Here is a 25,511-nt window from a genome sequence, read left to right as displayed (position 1 = left end):
TGCCAACATATGAGTACATTTAAATCGTGTTTTCGGTTTACAACATTATCATGCTTTACGCACAAAAAGTATCTGCCATCATGTTTTTATTGGCAAATATTTTTTGTTGTAGAAACATGTTGTTTATAGTTTTAAACCTGAAACAATATCATGTTGGAATTCTGCTTCAAACTGAACTTTACGCAACAAATCACAAAATACGTAAAACAAAATATCACCTACAACCTACATGTTTCAAAAAGATAGTAACTTTATATTTTTTAATAATCAACACATAAAGTTAATTATTTCTTATATATAAGCGACAAATTTATTATAAATTGTAATTTGTTGTAATCTGGTGATCAGATCTGGCTATTGCTTGTTGTGCGAGCTTGCTATTTCAGCATTTGTCAACCGTCTATATTGACTAGAGCAACTACTGTACAAGCCTTTAGTATCAATAGCTGCACGTAATCCACCCCAAAAACCTTAAGATAAAATCGATTGTACTAACTGCAAACTAACGAGCTAATCACACGGTAATAGTGTTGCAAACAGTGTACGAGAAAAAAGTTCCACCTAAGATGTTACCTGTTGTTTCGTATGTTATTTTTTTGTTAAATTTTTGTTGGTTTCTACATGGTTTTTTATGACTTTATTCTTCAACTTTAACTTTGTTCTTTTATTACCTTACTGTTTACTGTGTGTAACATTATCGCTGTTTATTTGAACTCACGTACCTTATTTATGGTTGATTAAGCATGATTGGGCTTGGCTGTACTTGGCTACACCTAACGATACATAGGAATGCTTAACTATACCTACTTTAGTGTGACGTATTTTATGAGCATGTTGAGTGAGATTCATAATAGTAAAGTGAATTAGAAAAATTTCTTAATTCCCCTGAAGAGAAATTAACTATGATGAAAAAACAGCCGGTAAAATGGTTATATTCATGTTATTAGCCATTTTAACGAATAAATTATGAAATTCAGGACTGTTGCGCTGTTATTGCTTTGCTATTACTTTGTAACTACGGTGTGATTAATTTGCTTAGGTTGACCCTTTATATTTTATGTGTGCTTTTATCTTCTACGCACATTCTTTAACACTTGTTCTTTAGTGCTTGTTCTTTAGTTATGAATAAAGGGAATAAAGGACTTACTTTAATTTCGCATACAAGTGCCCATATACTTTATTAGCCCGTTGGAATTTCTATTTTAGCCGTTGGTAATAATTGTTGATACTGTTGTGCTAACGCTTGTTTCGCATTTTCATCACCATGCACTATTTTTATATGCTGTGGTTTATGATGCATACGCTTAACAAAATTAACGAGGCCATTTTGATCGGCATGGGCGGAGTATCCACTAATAGTATGCACCATGGCATTAATTGTTACCCGGTTACCATCAATATAAACATAACCTTGTTTATTGGGCTGTGCGAGTGTTGGCCCGTATTGTTGAATACTGCGCCCCAAGGTTCCTTGTGCTTGATAGCCTACAAAAAGCACATCGGTAGTGCTGTCAGTTAAAAACTGCTTAAGGTAATTGACTATTCTGCCACCACTACACATACCACTCGCGGCTATAACAATAGCGGGTTTGGCGTTAGTGAAATTTCGCCCTTTGGCTAGATAAGCGATAGTGTCAAGGTGCTCTTGATGACTATTAACGGTATAAAGCTGTTCAAAGTTTAAAGGATGACGACCAGCCTTAAGTTTACGTTTCGCTTCCTTGTCCCATAAGGTTTTAAAGTTTCGATACTGTTCAGTAAATTTTGCCGCCATAGGTGAATCGACAATAATATCGATGTTTTGCCACATTGTTGCCAGCTGATGAGCTTGAGCTGCTGGCTTTGTTTTTTGTTGAGATTTTTGTTGCTGGGAGCGTTGTTGCTCAAAGATGATTCCTTCAAGTTCGTACAATAACTCTTGTGTTCTACCAATGCTAAAGGCTGGAATAAGTACCACACCATTGTCGGCCACGGCTTTTTCTATAATATGTTGTAATTGTTGGCTACGCGCTTTTCTACCTTGATGGTTTTTATCACCGTAGGTTGATTCTATAATTAAGGTGTCTGCGCGGTAAGGACTTTTAGGTGCTGGTAATAAAGGTGCATATGGCGCACCTAAATCACCAGAGAATACAATGCGATGTTTATGGTTAGTCGCGGTTATTGTTGGTGTTGCTATTTCTACTTCTATATAAGCAGAGCCTAAAATGTGTCCTGCCATTTGAAATTTAACTTTAGCGGTTGTGCCTAATTTACTCGCGACAGCTTTATTAGTTAAGTCTATCGTTTGCCATTGTTTATAACCTACGGGGATAAGTTGTGTTTTTAACAACCTTAAGCAGGCATCAATAATTGATTTATTGCGAGTAACACCAACTTTTAAAGCATCTTCAATGACCATAGGTAATAATTGAGCAGTCGCTTTAGTGGCATATATTGGCCCACGAAAACCTGCCGCGAGTAAATAAGGTATTCGACCAACGTGATCAATATGGCAATGGGTAACAATGAGTGCCCGTACTGTGCTTATGTCAAAGTCGATAGTGAGCTGTGCGGCATTGTTCACCTCGCTATTGGATTCAAGGCTAAAGTCCGCATCTTTTTCTGTACCTTGAAATAAGCCACAGTCAATAAGGAGTGAGTTTTGTTTATTGATATGCAGTTGGTGACATGAGCCAGTTACACCATTTACCGCACCGTGATGTTGAATGTTCATAAATAATCCTTTGCTTATGTTTTTCGAGTATAGCTGATCTTTAGCATATTTACCGTCTTGGACGGTTGTCATTCTGAATAACGGTCGCCTGTTTTTATTATTAGGCGAATAAATTCGCCCCTACGGTGATGTTGTTCACCTTCGCCTAACAATGTTTTTTGTTAAGGCGTATATAGGGTGAATGTAGAGGCTTATGTAGGGCGTATGTAGGGTGAAGTAGTGACGACAAATGTCGCCTGCTCTTATTATTAGGCGAATAAATTCGCCCCTACAGTGATGTTGTTCACCTTCGCCTAACAATGTTTTTTGTTAAGGTGAATGTAGAGGCTTATGTAGGGGCGACTTCAGTCGCCTGCTCTTATTATTAGGCGAATAAATTCGCCCCTACGGTGATGTTGTTCACCTTCGCCTAACAATGTTCTTTGTTAAGGCATATGTAGGGTGAATGTAGGGGCGACTTCAGTCGCCTGCTCTTATTATTAGGCGAATAAATTATTCAATAAACTTATGCCATAGCGCGCTCACTTGTTCTTTTTCTGGTAATAAGGAGTTATCAATAAGTAAGTTTTCATTGCGTAGCGTGGCGACATGACCTAGGTGTCTGAGCTGTTGATAATTACTGGTTAAGATATCTTGCTCACCACTGGTTAATATATCCAGTTTTGCTAGTAACTTAAAAATACCTAAATTGTCGCAACGCTCTGTTAGACTTTTATGTTCACAGCTGTGTGCTAAAACTAGATATTGTGCGATAAATTCAATGTCGACTAAACCGCCTGCACCTTGCTTAATATCAAGGTGAGTATCGGTCGATTTATCAAGGTGATTACGCATTTTTTCGCGCATCATTTTGACCTCTTCTTTTAACTTAACCTTATCTCTGCTTTTATTTAGTACCTCTTCACGTATTGTTTTAAAGGTATCAATAATCGCTTTATTACCATAAACAATACGAGCTCGCACCAGTGCTTGGTGCTCCCAGGTCCATGCTTCTTCTTGCTGATATTGACCAAAATTATTGATATGAATGACTAATATGCCCGCATTACCCGACGGACGTAAGCGCATATCTAATTCATATAGGATACCGCTGTTCATGCGGGTGTTAAAAATATGCATAATACGCTGAGCAAATTTGACATAAAACTGACTTGATGAAACGACTTTACTACCGCCTGCAAGCCCTGTGGTTTCTTCACCTTGAGGGCTGTTATGCACAAAGACTAAATCTAGATCTGAGCCATAACTTAACTCTTTACCACCTGTTTTGCCGTAAGCGATAACACCAAAGCCTTTATTTTCACTATCAATGGTTGAGGTTGGTACACCAAAACGGTTCGCCACTTGCTGCCAAGCAATATTTATAACTTCATTAATAATGGCTTCAGCTAAAGCGGTTAGATGATCGCTGACAGTGATCACATCTAAAACACCGGCAATATCAGCGGCGGCAATACGTAATTGTTGTGCTTGCTTGAAAAGACGTAGGCCGTCCATTTGCGCTTCAAGATCTTCTTCAGGAATACGCAACATACTTTCTCTTAACTCAACGCCGTAAGTCGATAACTGCGGCGGATTATGTAGTAACGTTGGGTCAATCAACTCATCTAATAAAATAGGGTATTTAGCAATATAGTCAGTTACCCAACTACTTGCTTGGCATAAGTGTATTAATTGTTTTAGAGCGCCTTCATTTTCAAATAACAATTCTAAATAGGCAGTGCGAGTTACTATTCTTTTAAATACGTGCAACACTCGTTCAAGTACAAATTCAGCTTGCTTGGCTTGTTTAATGTGGCATATCAATAAAGGAATAAGTTTGTCTAATACTTGTCGGCCTCGGCTGCCAATGCTGCGCTTACTGACATCATCTCTAAAGTCTGATAATAAACGCCAAATTGCTTCACTATTCCATATTACGCTATCTTGTGTGGTTTGCTCTTGTTCAACCCAAGCGATAGATTCTTCATCACTCCAACGACTATTCCAAAGTACACTCCAATGTTGATCTTCTGCTTGATGATTCGGACTTTCAACACCAATTAATTGCTCAAAGGTTTCGTGTACATCATTCATATGCCCTTGCAGCACATGCATAAAGTCTTCCCAAGTGTCGATTTTAAGAACAATAAGTAGTCGTTGTTTGTCTAAGTCATTCTCAGGTAGCGTTTGTGTTTGTTTGTCGGCTAAAGCTTGTAAAATATTTTCTACGCGACGTAAAAAGCAATAGGCATTTTGTAATACTCTTTTATTGTCTTCTTCTAGCTCACCAGCAATAACCAGTTGAGGTAAAACGGTTAGTAAATTGCGTTGCTGTAATTCTTCAACTCTGCCCCCTCGGATTAATTGAAATACTTGAACGATAAATTCAATTTCTCGAATACCGCCCGCACCGAGTTTAATATTATTTACTAATTGCTTGCGACGTACCTCTTGCGAGATCATACTTTTCATTTTGCGCAAACTGTCAATAACACTAAAATCGATATAACGACGATAAACAAAAGGCTTTAACATAGCCGTTAATTGCTGATGATAATCTTCTTCTGGCATTGTTGAGCTTGCTAAATTAGGAATAACCCTTGCCTTTAACATGGCATAACGTTCCCAGTCTCGGCCTTGCTCTTGATAGTAATCTTCCATGGCATTGAATGTTAATACCAGTGGACCACTATCGCCAAAAGGTCTTAATCGCATATCAACTCGATAGACGAAACCGTCTGCCGTTTGTTGATGAAGTGAAGTGATAAGTTTTTGCGCTAAACGAGTAAAAAACTGTTGATTGTCTAAGCTACGGCGGCAGCCTTTGGTTTCACCGCTATAAGGGTAAACAAATATTAAGTCGATGTCAGACGAGAAGTTCAGCTCTTTCCCACCCAGTTTACCCATACCATAAACAAGTAGCGGTTGTGGCTGACCGTCATTACTGGTTGGTACACCCCACTTTTCCTGACAAAACTCAGTTAACCAATGCAAACTTGTTTGAATAAGGGCATCTGCCAGTAACGACAATCTTTCTAACGATTTTTCAAGATCAATGTTCAATACCAAGTCTGCAATGGCAATATTAACCATGTGCTCCAAACGAAAGTTTCTTAAAATTTTATGTAGTTGCTCTTCACTTTTACAGTCAATTAGTAAATCTTGTAATAAAGTTTCGTACGCTGGAGTGGAAGTAAGATAAACACTTTTACTTACAAATAAGTCTAATACTAATTCAGGTGCTTGCAATGCACTTGCTAATACAAAATCACTTAAAGTAATTGCGATTTTAAAGTGTTCAAGCTGCTGCTGTGTTAGTATTTGATAACTTTCAGCGTGCTGCTGGCTAAACTGCTGCCAACTTTTATGTTGCTGCTGTTCAAGTAACTTATTATCATTAAGTTGAGACAATGTGAGAAGTGACAAAAGCGTTCCTTTTTATTTTGCTAATACCAAGTTGATACAAGATAAACATTAAGACAATAGACATAATATGTCGTTAGTGCTATTAATACGACATTAACTTAAGAATAACATAGCACTTTATGGAGATGATGGCAGTAATGCAAAAGCTAAAATACTCTTTTCCTCAGCAGTTTTTTAAAAATATGTGTACTAAAACTATATTTATAGTCACTATTTTATTCTTGTCTGCTTGTGGAGATCCAATTAAAGAACAAGCTTTACAACAATTGCCGATTACCGAGCAACGTGTGGCGCAATTGGGTGATGCCCTAAAAAATGGCCAGGTACGTAATGCTGTTTTAATTCAACAATATGCAGAAAAAGTATTGGCGATAAAACCAAACTTATCGGCATTAATTAATGAATTTAAAAAAGATGCCACGGTACAAGGGCCAATGTACTTATCCTTGCTTGATCGGATAAATACCGCAAAAAACACCCCGCAAATGTTTGCGTCAAGCCAAGCACTTTATGATGAATTACTTAATATTTATCAAGCGGCCGACCCAACATTATTTTCTGAAGCATTAAGTGATCCGCTCAATGTGTTAGCTGATATGTCTGATGGACAATTACCACGTGTTAATTCGTTATCAAAAGCACAAAGTCAAAGCGCCAATAATGCACAAGATTTTGGTACCGGTGAGCAACTTATTGGTAACCCAAGTTATGGTAGCTGGCAAACGGGCAGTAATGGTATGTCGTTTTGGGCATGGTATGGTATGTACTCGATGATGGGCGACTTACTTGGTCGTCGTACTTATTATAATGATTGGGGTAGAAGCCGTAATTACAGCTATTACAATGATTATGGAAGAACGCGTTATAGCTCACCTAGCCAGTTAAATAATCAAACCAAACTTGATGAGCGTACTAAAAAATCATTTGCGAGTAGAGGACAAAAATTTACGAGTCCGTATAGTAAAAACCGTACCGGCTCTTCGAGCTTATCAAGTAAAAGTAAAACCGCACAAACTAGCGCTAATCGCTTTCGCAGTAATACTGCTAAAAAAAGCAGCTTTGCCAGTAAAAGTAGCTATTCAAATAAAAGCAAAAGCTCAAGTTTTAGAAATTCAAAGACCAACACTTCACGCAGTTTTCGACGTGGTAAGTAACCAGTAATAGGAACGAAATATATTATGAATACATTAATTGAGCTTGTTGGTGTAAATCAAGAACTCCTCATTTATTTAGCTATCGATATTACCATTGCCATTGCGCTTTTAGGTGCTATGCGCTTTTTATTAGGATTAACCAGCCAGGTTAATACAACTGAAGAATTAGCCCATAAAGATAACTTTGCTTTTGGTGTGAGTGTCGCTGGTAGTATTTTAGCCCTAGGTATTGTGTTAACTGGCGCAATTACTGGCGAAAATGCTCCTAGTTATTTAATGGAAATAGTCGGTATGCTCGCCTACGGTACATACGGTTTGGTATTAATTAAAGTAGGCCGTATTGTGCAAGACAAAATTGCCTTACAGCATTTAAATAAAACTGAGTTGATAAAAGAGCAAAACCTTAGCATAGGTATTATTGATGCGGCAGGTGCTATTGCTACCGCAATTATTATTCGCTCGGTGTTGTTGTGGGTTGACGGTTTAAGCCTAGCCACTTTTATTGCTATTACTAGTGGTTTTATTGTTGCACAAGCGGTGCTGGTATTAGTAACGCGTATTCGTGAAGGTAAGTATGCTAAAAACAATCAAGAAGATTGCTTACAAGAAGCGTTAAGTGAAGGTCAATTAGCACTTGCGATACGCTACAGTGGCCAAGTAATTAGTACGGCACTTGCGGTAACAGCTGCAAGCCATTTTCTTATTTATAGCCCAGATACCTTAGTGGTAAACCTACTTGGCTGGTTAGTATTCGGGCTTATTATGACGGTACTAGTATCTTTGTTAACTTCGCTCGCAAAACGCATTGTCTTGTGGGGTATTAATTTAGTAGAAGAAGTGGATCAACAACATAATATTGGTGTTGCTAGTATTGAAATGGCGACCAGTATTTCTATTGCGTTAATATTAACGGCGTTAATGGCTTAATGCGTTATATCTACTAACTTATGAATGCTAAAAAACGTTCAACAATTAGTTAGTTAACACGTTAAGTAGCGAGTATTAAAATCACAAATACTCGCTACTTTTTCGTTGTAAACCACCTTTTCTATTTTTACTGAATTTGATTATATGCTTTCAAAAGACTCACGCCTGCTTGACGATATACTATTAATTTTAACCATGGCTATTCTTGCTGGTTGTGGCTTAATTTATGAGTACCTTCTTTCTCACTACGCTGGCAGAGTGCTTGGTGTTATGGAAAGTACTATTTATACCATGATTGGCTTAATGATAGTGTCGATGGGGTTAGGCGCCTTTGCTGCTCGTAAAGTGCGTTGCGCCTTTAATGGTTTTGTATATTTAGAATTAATTATTGCCTTACTTGGCTCAAGCGCTATTTTATTTATTGGCGGATTAATCGCTATTACCCAAACATTACCGCATATTATTGCTGATATGTTCGCCCTGCCACCAGATATGTTGCCCCAAGGTGGGCTTTTTAACACATTAAGCTTTCTTGCTATTAAGAGCCCTTATTTTTTTGGGGTTGTTGTTGGTTTTTTTATTGGCATGGAAATTCCATTAATTGCCCGTATACGCGAACAAATTCATGGTCAACACCTTGCTAATAATCTAGGTACTATTTATGGCGCTGATTATATAGGTGCTGGTTTAGGTGCTGCTATTTGGGTTCTATTTCTCTTGAGTATTGATATAAGTAAAGCTGCTGCTTTAACTGCTAGCTTAAACTTAATTGCAGGTGCATTCTTTATTATGCGCTATTGGCGACACTTACATTGGCCAAAAATGTTTGTTGTAGGCCATATTTGTTTAGCTGTGCTTATTGTCGTTATGTTTAATTATGGCAATCAATGGCTCAACCAAATGAATAGTTTGCTCTATTTAGATAAAGTAGTGCATGTTCAAAAAACCAATTACCAGCAGCTTACTTTTACTGAACGAGAAATGGGGTTAAACACTACCGATTCAGCGTTAGGTAATACACAAAGTAGTATTATTAATTTTTATATTAATGGTCGTTTGCAGTTTTCTTCTATTGATGAGCATATATACCACGACTATTTAGTTGCGCCTGTTTTAGCGGGATCAGCACGTCATGATAATATTTTAATTATTGGTGGTGGTGATGGTTTGGCGCTACGCGATGTGCTGAAGTATTCACCTAAAAATGTCACCTTGATTGATTTAGATAGTGAACTAATTGATATTTTTCAGAATCCCAAAGATCACTTAAATGCAAACTTAGCACGGAAAATAGCTCATTTGAATGAAAATAGTTTGCAAGATGAGCGCGTGACTGTTTTACGCAGTGATGCCTTTCTGACTATTAATACCTTACTTAAATCTGGCCAAATATTTGATGCGATTATTGTGGATTTACCTGATCCTAGCCACCCAGATTTAAATAAGCTGTATACAGTTAATTTTTATGCTCGATTAAAACAATTACTTTCCGGAGATGGAATAATCGCCATCCAGTCGACAAGTCCCTACCATGCTAAAGAGTCTTTTATTTCTATAGGTAAAACCTTAAAAGCCGCCGATTATAATCATGTACAACAATACCATGATAATGTGCCAAGTTTTGGCGAATGGGGCTGGACTATTGCAACTAAAATGGGGGCAAGTCCTTTAGCACGACTAAATAAGTTAGATAAGCTACCGGTTGAACATACTTGGCTTAATTTAGATATATTAAAAGCCGCCTTTGTTTTTCCTAATGACTTCTATAAAAACGAAGAAAATATTGCTATAAACACTTTAGGTAGCCACACCTTATATCAACTTCATCAAAAAGCTTGGACAAATCAACAAGGTGTTCAATGATAGGCGGTGTTTATAGTGTTATGAACAATCGCTAGGTAAGTGCTTAGTTCAATGCTGTGTTAAGTTTTTGTACAGCCTTTACCAAATAATAATGGTAAAAAGATATAAATAGTAAACAAAACAACTTGACATAATATGTCAAAGTGATAAATTAAACCTCGTTGACATAATATGTCAGCCGCAAGAAAATAAATTGAGGATAGGAAATACATGAATATTCATACTATAGCCGATCATTTAAATGGTTTAGGCGACAACTCAGAAACTGGAATGAACTTTGATTGTCAGCCAATTTCAGGTGAAGTCGATGTACTACAAATTACTATTTTAGGTAGAGAAGAGTTACCTATTTTTGTTTCTGTAACTGATGATCAAGTATTATGCATTAGCTACCTTTGGGGCGTTGATGAAGTAAAACCTGATAGCATTCCAGCAATGCATGAGAGTATGTTAGAAATGAACATTCCTATGCCATTGTCATCTTTTTCAAAAATTGGTGATAAATATGTGGTTTTTGGCGCGCTTTCTATCGGCTCAAGTTTTAACGATATAGAACACGAATTGGCGGTATTAAGTAATAACGCTGTTGAAGTTATTGATGATATGAGTGACTACTTACTTTAATCAACTAATGACGTTGATATTAACATTGTAGAGTTACCTTATTTAGGAGAGAAAAAATGAGTATATTTAAAAAAATTATGACCGCAATTCGTGGTGGCGCTTCTGAAGCTGGTGAAGCAATTATTGATGCGAATGCAACCCGTATTTTTGAACAAGAAATTCGTGATGCTGAAAATCATTTAACCAAAGCAAAACGTGATTTAACTGGCGTTATGGCTGAACAAATGGCAGCACAACGTGAAGTAACGCGTTTAGAAAAAGAAATTACCGAGCATGAAGGTTATGTTGCTCAAGCACTAGAAAAAGGTGATGAAACATTAGCATTAGCTGTTGCTGAAAAAATCTCAACCTTAGAGAGCGATTTAACTGCACAACAACAAGCACATGATAGCTTTGCGGGTAATGCTGAAAGATTAAAAGAATTAGTGAAGAAAAGTGAACGTCAAGTAAGTGAGCACAAACGTCAATTGTCTATGGTAAAAACCACAGAAAGCGTGCAAAAAGCAACGTCTGCCATTACTGATAACTTTTCGTCAAGTAATTCTAAACTGTTAAGTGCTAAAGATTCTTTAGAGCGTATTAAAGCTAAACAGCAGAAATTTGATGATAAAATGAAAGCTGCTGAAGTACTTGAATCAGAAGATTCTGACACATCATTAGCTGCACAACTTAAAGCTGCAGGTATTGGTTCACAAAATAGCAGTGCTAATTCAGTATTAGATCGTATTAAAGCGAAGCAAAAATAGTAATAAACAATACGTTTATAACAGCGAGTAACGATTGAATGCGTTACTCGCTGTTTTGTTATTGTGGCTATAAATACTAAAAACAATTTGAGTAAATTGTTAAGGTCATTATTTAACAAGTAATGATTTAAAAAGTAGTTCTTTAAAAGTAATAATTGAGAAGGTAATATTTGATGAGTTTTTTAAAAAAAATATTCAATAAAGACAAACCCGTACAACGTAAACTGACTCACGTAGATCAATTATTAGTTGGTGATATTATTGTTTTAACGGATAGTTTTGCGTTACCCGAAACCTTACGTAATCAACAACTACAAGTAACAGCCGTAAACAGTTACGAATATGAAAATAATATTCAAACAGAATGGACCTTACAAGGCAACGATGAGCTACTATTGTTTCTATCTTTAGATGTTGATGATGCGACTGAATTAAAGTTCGCCCTTAAGATTTTACCTGAAGATGTTGAAACATTATTTGATTTAGACGAATTTTCTGAAATTTTTGATGAGCCAGGTGAAGCTTTTTTAACGAAAAAAGCAGATAATAGTTTAACAAGCAACTGGAGCAGCGAGCAGTACCAACAAAGTACCTTCGCCAAAGTTGGTTATTTTCATCGTAAAGATCATCGCAGCGAAAACATTAGTGAATATGAAGGTAAAGATAGCGGTGAGCAATTTGAGTTTTATGCGCTTTACAATGAAGACCAAAGTAAAGGTGTTGATGTTGAAGTTTGGCAAGATGGTGATACTGATGTTTTTCTCACTATTTATCGCCCTTTAACTGACATTATAGATATGTACCCTGCCAGTTAATACGATAGTAATTGATGTAAGTAGAGACTCTTATGACAAATAAAATGCCGGAAAAATGGCAATCATCAATAAAGGCAATAAAAGCAGTTCAAGTCGCTTTTGACATGGATGAGAAAATACAATTGTCCATTAGGAAACAAGCGCTTGATGCTGGTTTAAGCCCGTCTGATCAAATTCGTGATATTTTAGGACTTTCTATTAATAAACGCCCTAAGCGCCCTCGCCTTACGGTTAGTTTAGCGCCTGAAGATTATCAAGTATTAGCTGAGAAATACAACCTAAAAGCTGAGCAACAACTAGAGATAAAAAGAAAGTTGATGGATGAACTGATTCAACACGTAAAGTTAAGTGATAATCAATAAGTTCACCCTACATACGTCCTAACAAAGAACATTGTTAGACGAAGGTTGTCAACATTACCGTAGGGGCGAATTTATTCGCCTAATAATAAGAACAGGCGACTGAAGTCGCCCCTACAGACGCCCTACATTCACCCTACATACGTCCTAACAAAAAACATTGTTAGACGAAGGTGACCGACATTACCGTAGGGGCGAATTTATTCGCCTAATAAAAATAGGCGACTGAAGTCGCCCCTACATACGCCTCTACATTCACTCTACATACGTCCTAACAAAAAACATTGTTAGATGAAGGTGATCAACATTACCGTAGGGGCGAATTTATTCGCCTAATAATAAGAGCAGGCGACTGAAGTCGCCCCTACATACGCCCTACATTCACTCTACATACGTCCTAACAAAAAACATTGTTAGACGAAGGTGATCGACATCACCGTAGGGGCGAATTTATTCGCCTAATAATAAGAACAGGCGACTGAAGTCGCCCCTACATACGCCTCTACATTCACCCTACATATGCCTTAACAAAGAACATTGTTAGGCGAAGGTGACCGACATTACCGTAGGGGCGAATTTATTCGCCTAATAATAAGAGCAGACGACACTCGGGGTCATGACCTGTGTTCAAAAGGACGATCTATGCTTTGACTGACATCAATTATTTTTGATAGAGATAGTGTTTATGAAGGTAAAACCTAATATTACTTAGGTTTCTTTATTTTATCATAGTATAAAGCGTAACCACGTGCAGCCTTGCTTACATCAGAAGGGTGCATTGACACAATATTTAACAATTGTTTTGCTAAGGTAAATAACGCTTCTTTATCACCTTTCACTAATTCAATTTCAATCTCGTTAATTACGACACTTGGCTGTGCCGGCGTGGTAGAAATATCGCCACTGTCTAACGCTAATTCAATAATATTATCACCTTGATAAATAAGCCAAGTATGTCGTGAGAAATTAGTGGAAAATAATACCTGTAAACTCTGTTGTAATGCCATTACATCGACATTTTCAGGCCAAATATGAGATGGAAACAATGCTAAATTTACTATTCTACTTTCTATATCAACGTTATACTCTGGTCGTTGATGCAGGCCATCTTTAACTATGCCTGCCGTTTTAATAGTTTGTTCATGTTTGTCGCCTCTAGTTCGAATTCTCAAACCAAAGTCCATTTTTCTCAAGTCTAAATTATCATTATCAAAGTAGTCATTGATAAGTTGGTTTTGATTTTTTTCAAAAGTAATGTTTTTAGTATTTAGCATAGTGGTTATAGCAGTAACAATTTCGCTATTATCGTTATACTTACTTGATAGTTGATATTTTAATTCTATTTCTGTTGTCATTTTCTCAAACTTTTATTTTGCCCATTCCATTATAGAGTACACTTTGTTTATCAAGAGGCCAAAGGATTCTTAATCTTAACTTGATATAAATACGCCAAACACATAATATCTCCTTTTCAATGATTTACTTTTACTAATTGGCTGATCCATGAATTCTCCTATATTACATTTAAAAAAACTAATTAAGCACAACACCCTTGGTTTTATCGTGCTTTTTTTTGCTGCTTTCTCTGCTCATGCAGAAAATCAGCAAGGTTATATTATTGATGACTTAAGCATTTTTATGCATGCAGGCCCTGGTACTAATTATCGTATTTTAGGTTCAATAAATGCAGGGGCTGAACTAAAAACAACCGGTAATACTTCGAACGATTATAGTGAAATAATTGATAACAAAGATAGAGTGACTTGGGTTGAAACTAAGTATATTACTCGCCAACCTGGGTTAAGCTTTGTTGTTGCAGATATAAAAGAAAAGCTAGCAAATGGTAATGACTATACTGCTCAACTTGACGGTGAAGTTAATGAATTAAAGAGTAATATTAATTTAATTAACGAAGAGAAAAACCAGTTACAAACAGAGCTTAAGCAGGTAAAGCAAGCACTAGAACAAACGCAAAATAAATTAAAAGGTCAAGACACAGCCATTAAAAAAGAATGGTTTTTTAATGGGGCTATTGTTTTAGGCTTAGGCTTAATTTTAGGACTTATTTTACCTAAACTATTTACGCGTCGCAGAGCTTCAATGGATAACTGGGGTTAACACCTTATTTATATAGATCTAGCCGCTAAAATTTATGCGATAAAGGCTAGATCTGTATAAAAGTAACCATTACTCATAATATTACTGATAACAGAGACTGCTCTGTTACTGGATAATGATCACCTATTAAGAATCGAACTCGTTAATGAAAACAACCAAGACTTTCGCACCGAACTGGTATAACACTTATGCCATACATTTTTTCCGCTTAATACTGAAGCATATATTACCCGCTTCTTGGTTTCGCTCGGCTTTACCTAAAGTCAATGAGCGTAACGCCGTTGATGGTTTTTTCAAATTAGAAATAGTGAGCCATTGTTGGGGCTATTCTAATATGCTTGCTTATCAGCTAAGTTCTTTTATTAACTATCCGCCCAAAAAATGTGCGCTAACCGTAACTGTTTTTTATGCTAAAGAAGATACTAAATGCCAAGCGGTGTTAGACTTTTTTAGCCAAAAAAAGGTGGAAAACGTCACATGGAATTTTCAAGCGCTGCCCAAAGAGAAGTTGTTTAGACGTGCCATCGGCCGAAACATGGTCGCGCGCTCTACTGATGCTGATTGGTTATGGTTCACTGACTGCGATATTATTTTTCATGAAAATTGTTTAGATTCGTTAGCTGAACAACTACAAGGTAAGAAAGAAGCCTTGTACTACCCAAGACAGGAATGTACTACTGAAATGCTTGCACAGGATGATCCTATGTTACGTAAAGACAGTGAGCCGCAGCTAGTAAATATTGATACCGCAGGTTTTAGCTTACACTCACGTGATAAAGCAAAAGGCGCTTTCCAAATAGTACATGGCGATGTAGCGCGTGCTATTGGTTATTGTGACGGTTTATCAATTTATCAAACCCTTTCTGAGCATTGGTGTAAATGTTATGAAGATAGAGAGTTTCGCTGGTTACTTGGCTCAGAAGGTGTTCCGCTTGAGGTAGATGGCGTTTATCAAATAAGACATGTTTATAAAGGTAGATACAAAGAAAATACTTTTCGCTCAAAACTGAGAAGTAAAATTAGACGTATACAAGAGTAAACCTACGTAACTTTGCTTACGATAGACATACACCTAAGCTAAGAGATAGTTAAGCTTAGACAAAGAGCAATTGAGAGTTTCAATAATCGTTATGACTAATTATTTTTTTATATCATCACCTTTACATTTTTTCATTGCGACTAATTTAGCGATTTCGCATCAAGGTGATAACAATATTGCTATCTTCATTAGTAAAAATGAAGAAACCGCACAGCAGTATTCAAAAGCGACTCGACATTGCACTGACATTTTCCAACAAACCTATGAACTATCTGTTGACGATGAGCAAGCTAAGTTTTCTAAAAGAAAAGTACGCTTTGCTCAGTTAAAAGCGTTAATCTCGTCAACAATACCTGATCGGATATTTACTGGTAGCGATAGAAGAATGGAGTTTCAATTTGCTATGCATCAAGCAAGCAAGGTAAATGCTGAGGTGGAAGGCATTTATATTGATGATGGTACGGTAAGCTACCTTGGGCATAAATCTATCAATAGCATAGTACATCAATATATAGATCCAACACTAAAAAAACTCATTTATGGTTTATGGTGGAAAAACCCCTTAACCACAGGTAGTTCAAGTTGGATTTCAAAAGCTTATTTGGCCGTACCTGAAGAAGCTCACCCGTTATTAAAAACGAAAGAACTTATTGCACTTGATCAAGAGATTTTTTCAAGCCAGGCTTTCCTTGATGTTAATGCGTTTTTAATTCAAAAATACGACACCTTAAATACTATCAATTTTAGTAATGTAAAAGCGGTTTTATGTTTACCCAACGAATCTTTTTATTTAAAAAACCCGCAATTTTTACAGCAAATCAAAAACACTATTCTTAAACATTTTCAGCCTCAGAATATTGCTATAAAAGCACATCCTAAAAGTAAAGATATGGCGTTATTAACACAGATGTTTCCAGAGAGCATTGCGCTACCAAATACCTTAGGAATGGAACTTCTTTTACCTAAGCTGTCTAACGACACATCGATTATTGGTGATGTATCAACAGCACTGTTAACCGCAAAATGGCTTAAGCCCAAGGTAACGGTACAAGCATTTGAAGTAAATAGTGATATGTCAAAACAACTGAAAAATCTATTTCATAGTTTGGGTATAACGTTTCTGTCGCTTGAGCCTGTTTAACGCTTTTTTATTAAAGAAGCTTTTACTAAAAAGTTTTCACTAAAAATTCCAAAGGAATTAGTAAATGTTTAAAATTTTAGATTGTACCTTACGTGATGGCGGATACTATAATCATTGGGATTTTTCACCTGATGTTGTACAAGCTTATATTCTTGCGATGGTCGCAGCCAAAATCGATTATGTTGAGTTAGGTTTAAGAAACTTTGCCCAACCGGGTTTCCTTGGCGCTTTTGCTTATACCTCTGAGGATTTCCTTAATCGTTTAGATTTACCTGAAGGCCCAACTTATGGCGTAATGATAGACGCTAAAACTATTTTAAATGCTAACCTATCAGTTGAAGATGCTGTTGATGCCTTATTTGTTGATCGTGCTAAAAGTAAAGTGGACTTAGTTCGTATTGCTGCACATTTTCATGAAGTAGAACACTCAGAGCCTATTGTTAAAGCGCTTAAAAATAAAGGCTATATTGTTGGCTATAACTTAATGCAAGCGGGTGGTAAGCCTTCTTCATTAATCGCTGAAAAAGCAAAAATAGCACAAAGCTGGGCGGGTTTAGATGTTTTATATTTTGCCGACTCACTAGGTAATATGGATGGCAACGAAGTTAAACGTATCGTATCAGCCTTAAGAGAACATTGGCAAGGTGAGCTAGGTATTCATACCCATAATAATATGGCAAAAGCGCTTGATAACTGCTTAACTGCACGTAGTGTTGGTGTTAAGTGGTTAGACAGTACCATTACAGGTATGGGTCGTGGTGCTGGTAATGCACAAACAGAAAACTTATTAGCCGTAGTTTCCCAAGAAGAAAATAATTATGTTGCTGCCCCCGTTTATGAGTTAGCCATTCGTCATTTTGAAAAAATGCAAAAAAAATGTGGCTGGGGCAGTAATTTATTGTACTTTTTAGGTGCTCAAAATAACTTACACCCAACTTATATTCAAAACCTATTGTCTGATAGCCACTTTGGTACTGATGAAGTTATTGGCGCGATTGAGTATTTAAGCCAACAAGAAAATAAATCTTCTTATGTGAGTGATGTCTATCGCTCTGCTCTATCTTTCTCTGGCGAGAAAAAGCCAGTCAGTGGTACATCCGTTTTATGTAATATAGCGGCCAACAGAGAAGTATTAATTATTGCCAATGGCCCTGGTTTACATAAATATTTACCTGATGTCATTGCTTATATTCAGAAGAAAAATCCTATTGTAATCGCGATTAACGTCATTACTGAATTAAGTGATTTTGTTGATTATTATTGTTTATCTCACAACAACAAATTTCTTTCTGAGTCAGCAAGCTATAATACGCTAGTAAAGCCGGTAATTTTACCAAAACATAGATTTAGTAATGAAGAGCTAGCACTGTTTTCACCAAGTTGCCCATTAATGGATTATGGCCTAGCAGTACAAACAGGTGAGTTTTATACAGAAGAAACAAGCTGTGTGATTCCTTTTGATATAACCGTTGCTTATGCCTTCTCGGTTGCTGAAAACATGAAAGCCAATAACGTAACACTCGTTGGTTTTAATGGTTATGATAGTAATGATACACGTCAATTAGAAATGCTTGAAACGCTCAATTTAATGCAAAACTTCCAAATTAGTCATCATTTATTAGCACTAACACCAACAACTTACCCTATTACTCAAGGATCAATTTATGCGCCTGTTTAGTGATTACGATCTACTTATCTTTGATTGTGATGGGGTAATACTTGATTCGAATACTTTAAAAATTGACGCGATGAGAAGTGCGTTAACTGAATTTGATATCACTACAGATGAAGTAAACCGCTGCGCGCTATTTTTTGCCGAAAACTTTGGTAAGTCTAGGTTCTATCATGTTGATTATTTTGTAAAAGAACTACTCAATATCAGTGCTTCAATGGCTGAGCAATTTAAAGCTGATTTATTAGCCTCTTATTCAAGAAAGTGTAAAAGCTTATATTTACTGGCTGACAGCACCCCATTCATCAATGACATCTTTGTTAAAAGCAGCGCAATAAAATATGTTGCAAGTGGCTCAGAGCAACAAGAGCTAAGAGATGTTTTTCAACAACGGGCATTAGATCATCACTTTATAGAAATACTCGGTTCGCCTGAAAAAAAGGTTAATCATGTTACTCAGGTTTTAGCTAATCACCCAACATCAACAGCAGTAATGATAGGCGATGCAGTATCTGACCTTGAAGCAGCAAAAGATAATAATATCGATTTTATATTTTACAGCCCATTATCAAACGTTGAAGAGAAAATGCGCGCTTTATGCTTAAAATATAATTATCGAATAATTAACTCCTTTGAAGAGGTTTTAAAAGAACTATGAATACACAAAACTTTGCCGTTGTTATTCCAGCAAGATTTCAATCTTCTCGCTTTCCAGGAAAACCATTAATCGATCTTTGTGGAAAACCTATGATTCAGCATGTTTGGGAGCTTTGTTGTGAAGCAGTAGGCACCGAAAAAGTCTATGTTGCAACCGATAGTGATAATATTGAAAATGTTGTTACACGCTTTGGCGGCGCGGTAATAAGAACAAGCAGTAATTGTTTAACTGGCACGGACAGACTTGCCGAAGCAAACCAAACCCTTGATTGTGATTTTATTATCAATGTACAAGGAGATGAGCCGTTAATAAGTCCTGACGATATTAATACCGTAGTTAGTGCTTATTTAGCCGGTGATGGTGCTGTTGTTAATGCTATGTGCGAAATTACTGATGAACGTGAATTTAATTCTACCACTGTACCTAAAGTAGTTTGCGATCAATCAGGCAAACTTTTGTATATGAGCCGTGCAGGTATTCCATTGACAAAAAATGGTGAATTCAAATTTGCGCATAAACAAGTGTGCATTTACGCTTTCTCTAAGGCGCATCTTAAATTCTTTTTAGCCAATCAGAAAAAAACACCATTAGAGTTAGTTGAAGATATTGAAATATTAAGGTTTCTAGAATCTAACTACAGCGTACAAATGATAAAAGTTGATAGTGGCTCTATGGCTATTGATGTTCCTGAAGATGTTGAACGTGTTGTTCAAGCCTTACAACGCTTGGGCTAACTGCATAAATTTAAGCAAACTCGTTTTATGGTGCTAATCGTAAACAAGCCAATAATACAGTAAATTCATCTGTACTAAAGTGTCATTAAAGCTCACTTATATCCTTTGTTATAGCGCTTTGTTATAGCGCTATACAATTAAATCATTGACACTAATTAGGTAAATGCGTTATTAATAGCATATTGAATAGTTTTTACTTAAAAGAGAATACTTATTAGCTTTTTTTACATTTTTAAACAAATACCAATAATGAATGCTAATAACGAAAAAGAAATGATTAAATTAATTAAGCACAATACAATTAACCTCCTCCTCCTCGCACTCAAAGTGCGCGGCTAGGTTTTATTGCTTATTAATTAACATTTTCAGAGATTACTCAATAAGAGGTTACTCTAAAAATAAAAACAGATAATAAATAATTAAAACCCGCGCTAACTAACGCGGGTTTTTTTACGTCTATGCGTTGGTTAGTTTTTTAATAATATTAGCAAACAGTATTAGTAACAATATTAGGCATACAAGGATACAAACATGAGCAATATCACATCAACCTCACCAGGTTCAGCTACAAATAATTCGTCCTCAACAGATAATGTGATTATTTTTGACACCACGTTACGTGATGGTGAACAAGCACTAAATGCCAGTTTGTCTGTGCATGAAAAATTACAAATTGCATTATCGCTTGAACGTTTAGGCGTAGATATTATGGAAGTAGGTTTTCCTGTTTCTTCTCCTGGCGACTTTGAATCAGTTCAACAAATAGCACGTACAATTAAAAATGCCCGTGTTTGTGGATTAGCCCGTGCAGTAGAAGCCGATATCGACGCGTGCGCACAATCATTAAAAGTAGCAGAACAATTCCGTATCCATACATTTATTTCTACATCAGATGTTCATGTACAACAAAAATTGAAGAAAGAGTTTGCTGACGTTCAAGCTATGGCAGTACATGCAGTGAAATATGCACGTAAATTTACTGATGATGTTGAGTTTTCTTGTGAGGATGCTGGCCGTACACCTATTGATAATTTATGCCGTATGGTCGAAGCCGCAATTACCGCAGGTGCGACAACAGTAAATATTCCTGATACTGTCGGCTACACGCTACCTTTTGAGTTTCAAGGGATTATTACCAACCTATTTAACCGCGTACCAAATATTGATAAAGCAATTATTTCAGTGCATTGCCATAACGATTTAGGTTTAGCGGTGGCTAATTCAATGGCAGCAGTGCAAGCAGGAGCTCGTCAAATTGAATGTACTATTAATGGTATTGGGGAACGTGCAGGTAACTGTTCTTTAGAAGAAGTGGCGATGATCATGCAAACACGCCAAGCCTTGTTAGGCGTACATACTAATATTAACCATCAAGAAATTGCTCGTACTTCAAAATTAGTAAGCACTGTTTGTAATATGCCGGTGCAATTAAACAAAGCAATTGTTGGCGGCAACGCCTTCAGTCATTCGTCAGGTATTCACCAAGATGGAATGTTAAAAGCCAGCAATACCTATGAAATAATGACGCCTGAAAGTGTCGGTATTGCAAAAACAAAATTAAACTTAACCTCGCGTAGCGGTCGTCATGTTATTAAGCACCGCATGGAAAGTTTAGGTTATAAAGAATCGGACTATGAAATTGAAGAGCTTTATGCAGATTTCTTAGCGTTAGCGGATAAAAAAGGCCAAGTTTTCGATGACGATTTAGAAGCGTTAGTATTTAAATTACAACAAAAAGATTTGAAAGACTTTTTCAGGCTAGAACGAATCAATGTACAATGTGGCGATGGTGATTTTGCGACCGCCAGCATTAAACTAATCTCAGGTGAAGCGTCTGTTGAAGGTGAAGCAAATAACAGTAAAGTACACGCCGCTACAGGTAACGGGCCGGTAGATGCGCTTTATCAAGCAATTAAACAAAGTGTTGATATTGAATTTGAAGTGAGTGATTACACAATTTCAAATAAAGGCTCAGGTGAAGATGGCTTAGGACAAGCAGATTTAGTGATTACTTGGCAAGGGCGAAACTTTCATGGCTATGGTTTAGAAACTGATGTTATTGAAGCTTCAGGCCAAGCATTGATTCATGCACTAAATAGTATTCACCGTGCTATAACAATTGCTGATTTAAAGTCAGCTAAAAAGTAAACACAAAAACACTGTCGCAGGCGTTAAAGTACTTTAGCGTCTGCCAGATGCATAAAATTTCAGAATACATTTACTATTTAAGCTGTTTTTATTAAATATGCATCATCTAAGCGCAATTTTAAACCGTAATTCAAAAATTTAAAGAGAAATACAAATGTCTAATATAGCAATTTTAGCCGGTGACGGTATCGGCCCAGAAGTCATGGTTGAAGCTAAGAAAGTCTTAACGACCATCGCAAAGAAATTTGATTTAGAAATAAATACTAAAGATTATGATATTGGCGGTGCAGCCATTGATAATCACGGTAATGCCCTCCCCGATTCAACAATGAAAGGTTGTGAAGCTAGCGATGCTATATTGTTTGGTAGTGTTGGTGGCCCTAAATGGGCAAACTTGCCGCCAACTGAACAACCAGAGCGTTGTGCTCTATTAGGGCTTCGTGGTCATTTCGATTTATTTTGTAATATGCGCCCAGCAACTTTACAGCCAGCTTTATCGGCACTATCTACTTTACGTAGCGATATTTCTTCTCAAGGTTTTGATGTATTAATTATTCGTGAATTAACGGGTGATATTTATTTTGGTGAGCCAAAAGGACGCAAAGGTGAAGGAGAAGATGAAACAGGTTTTGATTCGATGTTTTATTCGCGTCGTGAAATAAAACGTATTGCTCATCTTGCTTTTCAGGCTGCAAAAAAACGCAATAATAAAGTAACGTCGGTAGATAAAGCCAATGTACTTGCCACGAGCCAATTATGGCGTCAAGTCGTTGAAGAAGTTGCTGTAGAATACCCAGAAGTTGAATTAGAGCATCTTTATGTCGATAACGCCGCAATGCAGTTAGTACGTGATCCAAACCAATTTGACGTAATGCTTTGTCCTAATTTATTTGGTGATATTTTATCTGATATATGCGCGATGATTACTGGCTCTATGGGCTTATTACCTTCTGCAAGCTTAAATGAAAAAAGCTTTGGTATGTATGAGCCAGCTGGCGGCAGCGCACCCGATATTGCAGGTATGGGTATCGCTAACCCTATTGCACAAATTTTATCAGCAGCCTTAATGCTACGTTATAGCTTAAATGAAGAAAAAGCAGCAAAAGCCATTGAAGATGCTGTAGGCAGTGCGTTAGATAACGGCATACTTACTGCCGACTTATTACCTGCAGAGAAACGAGAAAAAGCAAAATCGACCAGTGAAGTGGGTGATTATATTTGCCAACAAATTATTGCCCAAAAATCTATTTAAGAAGAAGAGAGCGCTTAAAATGACTACGTCTACCCCGAAAACTATGTATGAAAAATTATGGCAAAGCCACTTAGTTCAAGAAACTAAGGGTGAGACACCATTACTTTATGTTGATCGTCATTTAATTCATGAAGTAACGTCTCCACAAGCCTTTGCAAACTTGCGTTTTCATAACCGCCCAGTACGTCATCCTGAACGTACTATTGCGACCATGGATCACAATATTTCAACACGTTCTATTAAAATTGATGCGGCGGGTGAAGGCGCGGCGAATCAATTACGTGCATTAGAAAAAAACTGTAAAGAATTTGGTATTGAATTGTTCGGTATGGGCCATAAAAATCAAGGTATCGCCCATGTTATGGGACCGGAATTAGGATTAACCTTACCTGGTACTATCATTGTTTGTGGTGACTCTCATACGGCAACACATGGTGCTTTTGGTGCACTTGCTTTTGGTATTGGTACTTCTGAAGTAGAGCACGTTTTTGCGACTCAAACATTGCGTCAAAATAAAGCAAAAACCATGAAAGTTGAAGTTAAAGGTAATGTTGGTGCTGGTATCAGTGCAAAAGATATTATCTTAGCCATTATTGGTAAAACAGGTAGTGCTGGAGCAACTGGTTATGTTGTTGAATACTGTGGTGAAGCAATTGAAGCGCTTAGTATGGAAGAGCGTATGACAGTGTGTAACATGAGTATAGAATTTGGCGCAAAAGCAGGTTTAATTGCTCCCGATCAAACAACATTTGATTATGTGAAGGGTAAGGAATACGCCCCTAAAGGTGAAGTATTTGAGCAAGCGGTTATTGATTGGACCAATTTGAAGTCTGATGAAGGTGCTGAGTTTGACGCGGTAGTAACATTAGATGCAAAAGATATTAAAGCACAAGTAACTTGGGGCACAAACCCAGGACAAGTGGTTAGTGTTGATGGTGCAGTGCCTTCACCTGATGATTTCAGTGATCCTGTTGAAAAAGAGTCTTGCATCAATGCCCTTAAGTACATGAACTTAACTGCTGGCACTAAGATGGTAGATATTCAAGTAAATAAAGTATTTATTGGCTCTTGTACGAATTCACGTATTGAAGATTTACGTGCAGCAGCAGACATTGTACAGCGCTATGAAGGACAACAAGTGGTTGATAGTGTTGATGCGATTATTGTGCCTGGCTCATACCGCGTAAAAGAGCTTGCTGAGCAAGAAGGTTTAGACAAAATATTTATCGACGCTGGTTTTGAGTGGCGTTTACCTGGTTGTTCAATGTGTTTAGGCATGAATGACGATGTATTAGAAGCGGGTGATCGTTGTGCGTCAACAAGTAACCGTAATTTTGAAGGTCGTCAAGGCCGTGGTAGCCGTACTCACTTAGTGAGCCCTGAAATGGCAGCTGCTGCAGCCATCACTGGTCACTTTGTTGATTTAAATGCGTAACTGCCAACAAGCTTATTGAGGATTAGAAAATGGAAAAATTTAACACACACACAGGCTTGGTTGCACCACTAGATGTTGCCAATGTAGATACAGACCAAATTATACCAAAGCAATTTTTACAAAAAACTGAACGTATCGGTTTTGGTGTGCACTTATTTCACGATAGCCGCTATCTTGATCATGCTGGTACACAAGAGAATCCTGACTTTGTAATTAACAAACCAGAATATAAAGGCGCTAGCATTTTATTAGCCGGTGAAAACTTTGGTTGTGGTTCAAGTCGTGAACACGCGCCTTGGGCTCTACAAGAGTTTGGATTTAAAGTGCTTATTTCATCAAGTTTTGCTGATATTTTTTATGGTAATTGTATTAATATTGGGATTTTACCGATACAACTAACAGAAGAAGAGGTGGAGCAGCTATTTAAGCTATCTACAGAGTCAGTATTAACGATTACTGTAGACTTACCGAACAACACGGTTACTTGCGGTGATTTAGTCTTTAAATTCAGCTTAAGTGAATTTCAACAATACAGTTTAGAAAATGGTGTTGATAGCGTTGGTTGGACATTAAATAAATTAGATGCCATTAAAGCGTTTGAAGATAAAATGCCGGCTTGGCAGTAAGCTTCAAATTAGTAGGCAGTAATTTAGATGCTGCTTAGTTACTGCCTACATCAATAACTAATACCAGTTTCATTAA

General features: G+C 37.0%; 20 protein-coding genes. 17 read left to right on the top strand and 3 right to left on the bottom strand.

The annotated features are described in order from the left end of the window. Positions 1-1,180: 1,180 nt before the first annotated feature. Positions 1,181-2,716 (bottom strand): MBL fold metallo-hydrolase, encoded by a 1,536-nt coding sequence (locus tag KO509_RS11820; protein WP_215973474.1) that lies wholly within the window; start codon positions 2,714-2,716, stop codon positions 1,181-1,183. A 492-nt stretch (positions 2,717-3,208) separates the two neighbouring features. Continuing rightward, on the bottom strand, positions 3,209-6,124 hold the full coding sequence (gene glnE, locus KO509_RS11815) for a bifunctional [glutamate--ammonia ligase]-adenylyl-L-tyrosine phosphorylase/[glutamate--ammonia-ligase] adenylyltransferase (protein ID WP_252727533.1): 2,916 nt from the start codon (positions 6,122-6,124) through the stop codon (positions 3,209-3,211). A 137-nt stretch (positions 6,125-6,261) separates the two neighbouring features. Here glnE and KO509_RS11810 point away from each other — a divergent pair, with 137 nt between their 5' ends. The 7 genes from KO509_RS11810 (at position 6,262) to KO509_RS11780 (ending at position 12,615) form a co-directional block, all read left to right on the top strand. Next, on the top strand, positions 6,262-7,278 hold the full coding sequence (locus KO509_RS11810; protein WP_252727532.1) for a hypothetical protein: 1,017 nt from the start codon (positions 6,262-6,264) through the stop codon (positions 7,276-7,278). Positions 7,279-7,302: 24 nt separating this feature from the next. Then, a complete protein-coding gene (locus KO509_RS11805) occupies positions 7,303-8,205 on the top strand; it encodes a DUF350 domain-containing protein (RefSeq protein WP_215973473.1) in 903 nt (300 codons plus the stop codon). 144 nt (positions 8,206-8,349) lie between these two features. Further along, positions 8,350-10,068 carry a polyamine aminopropyltransferase gene (locus tag KO509_RS11800; RefSeq protein WP_215973472.1) on the top strand — a complete coding sequence of 573 codons (1,719 nt, stop codon included), beginning with the start codon at positions 8,350-8,352 and terminating at the stop codon, positions 10,066-10,068. 210 nt (positions 10,069-10,278) lie between these two features. Next, positions 10,279-10,692, top strand: a complete 414-nt coding sequence (locus tag KO509_RS11795) for a DUF2170 family protein (protein ID WP_159821374.1) — start codon at positions 10,279-10,281, stop codon at positions 10,690-10,692. A 56-nt stretch (positions 10,693-10,748) separates the two neighbouring features. Beyond that, positions 10,749-11,438 carry a PspA/IM30 family protein gene (locus KO509_RS11790; protein WP_215973471.1) on the top strand — a complete coding sequence of 230 codons (690 nt, stop codon included), beginning with the start codon at positions 10,749-10,751 and terminating at the stop codon, positions 11,436-11,438. Positions 11,439-11,611: 173 nt separating this feature from the next. Beyond that, positions 11,612-12,253, top strand: a complete 642-nt coding sequence (locus tag KO509_RS11785; protein ID WP_215973470.1) for a hypothetical protein — start codon at positions 11,612-11,614, stop codon at positions 12,251-12,253. A gap of 32 nt (positions 12,254-12,285) precedes the next feature. Further along, the gene (locus tag KO509_RS11780; RefSeq protein WP_215973469.1) at positions 12,286-12,615 is read left to right on the top strand and encodes a hypothetical protein; all 330 of its coding nucleotides are present in this window, start codon (positions 12,286-12,288) and stop codon (positions 12,613-12,615) included. Between the two features lie 701 nt (positions 12,616-13,316). On the opposite strand, the gene KO509_RS11775 is transcribed toward KO509_RS11780, so the two are convergent. After that, on the bottom strand, positions 13,317-13,967 hold the full coding sequence (locus tag KO509_RS11775; RefSeq protein ID WP_215973468.1) for a CYTH domain-containing protein: 651 nt from the start codon (positions 13,965-13,967) through the stop codon (positions 13,317-13,319). Between the two features lie 148 nt (positions 13,968-14,115). On the opposite strand from KO509_RS11775, the gene KO509_RS11770 reads away from it, so the two are divergent. From KO509_RS11770 to leuD, 10 genes are all read left to right on the top strand, one after another. Then, positions 14,116-14,730 carry a TIGR04211 family SH3 domain-containing protein gene (locus KO509_RS11770; protein WP_215973467.1) on the top strand — a complete coding sequence of 205 codons (615 nt, stop codon included), beginning with the start codon at positions 14,116-14,118 and terminating at the stop codon, positions 14,728-14,730. A 145-nt stretch (positions 14,731-14,875) separates the two neighbouring features. Beyond that, positions 14,876-15,769, top strand: a complete 894-nt coding sequence (locus KO509_RS11765) for a glycosyltransferase family 2 protein (RefSeq protein WP_215973466.1) — start codon at positions 14,876-14,878, stop codon at positions 15,767-15,769. 91 nt (positions 15,770-15,860) lie between these two features. Continuing rightward, complete coding sequence (locus KO509_RS11760; protein WP_215973465.1) at positions 15,861-16,910, top strand: polysialyltransferase family glycosyltransferase; 1,050 nt, start codon at positions 15,861-15,863, stop codon at positions 16,908-16,910. A 64-nt stretch (positions 16,911-16,974) separates the two neighbouring features. Then, positions 16,975-18,588: an aldolase catalytic domain-containing protein gene (locus KO509_RS11755; protein ID WP_215973464.1), complete on the top strand. Its 1,614-nt coding sequence runs from the start codon at positions 16,975-16,977 to the stop codon at positions 18,586-18,588. Further along, on the top strand, positions 18,575-19,240 hold the full coding sequence (locus KO509_RS11750; RefSeq protein ID WP_215973463.1) for an HAD hydrolase-like protein: 666 nt from the start codon (positions 18,575-18,577) through the stop codon (positions 19,238-19,240). The genes KO509_RS11755 and KO509_RS11750 overlap by 14 nt, the downstream gene beginning before the upstream one ends. After that, on the top strand, positions 19,237-19,974 hold the full coding sequence (locus KO509_RS11745) for a 3-deoxy-manno-octulosonate cytidylyltransferase (protein WP_215973462.1): 738 nt from the start codon (positions 19,237-19,239) through the stop codon (positions 19,972-19,974). The genes KO509_RS11750 and KO509_RS11745 overlap by 4 nt, the downstream gene beginning before the upstream one ends. Positions 19,975-20,505: 531 nt before the next feature. Next, on the top strand, positions 20,506-22,122 hold the full coding sequence (gene leuA / locus KO509_RS11740; protein WP_215973461.1) for a 2-isopropylmalate synthase: 1,617 nt from the start codon (positions 20,506-20,508) through the stop codon (positions 22,120-22,122). 154 nt (positions 22,123-22,276) lie between these two features. Then, entirely contained in the window at positions 22,277-23,374 is a 1,098-nt protein-coding gene (gene leuB, locus KO509_RS11735) for a 3-isopropylmalate dehydrogenase (RefSeq protein WP_215973460.1), read from the top strand. A gap of 19 nt (positions 23,375-23,393) precedes the next feature. Then, complete coding sequence (gene leuC / locus KO509_RS11730; protein ID WP_215973459.1) at positions 23,394-24,809, top strand: 3-isopropylmalate dehydratase large subunit; 1,416 nt, start codon at positions 23,394-23,396, stop codon at positions 24,807-24,809. 29 nt (positions 24,810-24,838) lie between these two features. Next, positions 24,839-25,435 carry a 3-isopropylmalate dehydratase small subunit gene (gene leuD, locus KO509_RS11725; RefSeq protein WP_215973458.1) on the top strand — a complete coding sequence of 199 codons (597 nt, stop codon included), beginning with the start codon at positions 24,839-24,841 and terminating at the stop codon, positions 25,433-25,435. Positions 25,436-25,511 lie beyond the last annotated feature (76 nt).

This window comes from Colwellia sp. C2M11, assembly GCF_018860915.1.
In the GTDB taxonomy this organism is placed as follows: domain Bacteria; phylum Pseudomonadota; class Gammaproteobacteria; order Enterobacterales; family Alteromonadaceae; genus Colwellia.
This window is presented reverse-complemented; position numbering and strand designations above follow the sequence as displayed.

Excerpts from the sequence above, each read along its gene's own strand:
- KO509_RS11820 (WP_215973474.1), bottom strand. The coding sequence starts at position 2,716 with ATGAACATTCAACATCACGGTGCGGTAAATGGTGTAACTGGCTCATGT.
- KO509_RS11810 (WP_252727532.1), top strand. The coding sequence starts at position 6,262 with ATGCAAAAGCTAAAATACTCTTTTCCTCAGCAGTTTTTTAAAAATATG.
- KO509_RS11805 (WP_215973473.1), top strand. The coding sequence starts at position 7,303 with ATGAATACATTAATTGAGCTTGTTGGTGTAAATCAAGAACTCCTCATT.
- KO509_RS11800 (WP_215973472.1), top strand. The coding sequence starts at position 8,350 with ATGCTTTCAAAAGACTCACGCCTGCTTGACGATATACTATTAATTTTA.
- KO509_RS11795 (WP_159821374.1), top strand. The coding sequence starts at position 10,279 with ATGAATATTCATACTATAGCCGATCATTTAAATGGTTTAGGCGACAAC.
- KO509_RS11790 (WP_215973471.1), top strand. The coding sequence starts at position 10,749 with ATGAGTATATTTAAAAAAATTATGACCGCAATTCGTGGTGGCGCTTCT.
- KO509_RS11785 (WP_215973470.1), top strand. The coding sequence starts at position 11,612 with ATGAGTTTTTTAAAAAAAATATTCAATAAAGACAAACCCGTACAACGT.
- KO509_RS11780 (WP_215973469.1), top strand. The coding sequence starts at position 12,286 with ATGACAAATAAAATGCCGGAAAAATGGCAATCATCAATAAAGGCAATA.
- KO509_RS11775 (WP_215973468.1), bottom strand. The coding sequence starts at position 13,967 with ATGACAACAGAAATAGAATTAAAATATCAACTATCAAGTAAGTATAAC.
- KO509_RS11770 (WP_215973467.1), top strand. The coding sequence starts at position 14,116 with ATGAATTCTCCTATATTACATTTAAAAAAACTAATTAAGCACAACACC.
- KO509_RS11765 (WP_215973466.1), top strand. The coding sequence starts at position 14,876 with ATGAAAACAACCAAGACTTTCGCACCGAACTGGTATAACACTTATGCC.
- KO509_RS11760 (WP_215973465.1), top strand. The coding sequence starts at position 15,861 with ATGACTAATTATTTTTTTATATCATCACCTTTACATTTTTTCATTGCG.
- KO509_RS11755 (WP_215973464.1), top strand. The coding sequence starts at position 16,975 with ATGTTTAAAATTTTAGATTGTACCTTACGTGATGGCGGATACTATAAT.
- KO509_RS11750 (WP_215973463.1), top strand. The coding sequence starts at position 18,575 with ATGCGCCTGTTTAGTGATTACGATCTACTTATCTTTGATTGTGATGGG.
- KO509_RS11745 (WP_215973462.1), top strand. The coding sequence starts at position 19,237 with ATGAATACACAAAACTTTGCCGTTGTTATTCCAGCAAGATTTCAATCT.
- leuA (WP_215973461.1), top strand. The coding sequence starts at position 20,506 with ATGAGCAATATCACATCAACCTCACCAGGTTCAGCTACAAATAATTCG.
- leuB (WP_215973460.1), top strand. The coding sequence starts at position 22,277 with ATGTCTAATATAGCAATTTTAGCCGGTGACGGTATCGGCCCAGAAGTC.
- leuC (WP_215973459.1), top strand. The coding sequence starts at position 23,394 with ATGACTACGTCTACCCCGAAAACTATGTATGAAAAATTATGGCAAAGC.
- leuD (WP_215973458.1), top strand. The coding sequence starts at position 24,839 with ATGGAAAAATTTAACACACACACAGGCTTGGTTGCACCACTAGATGTT.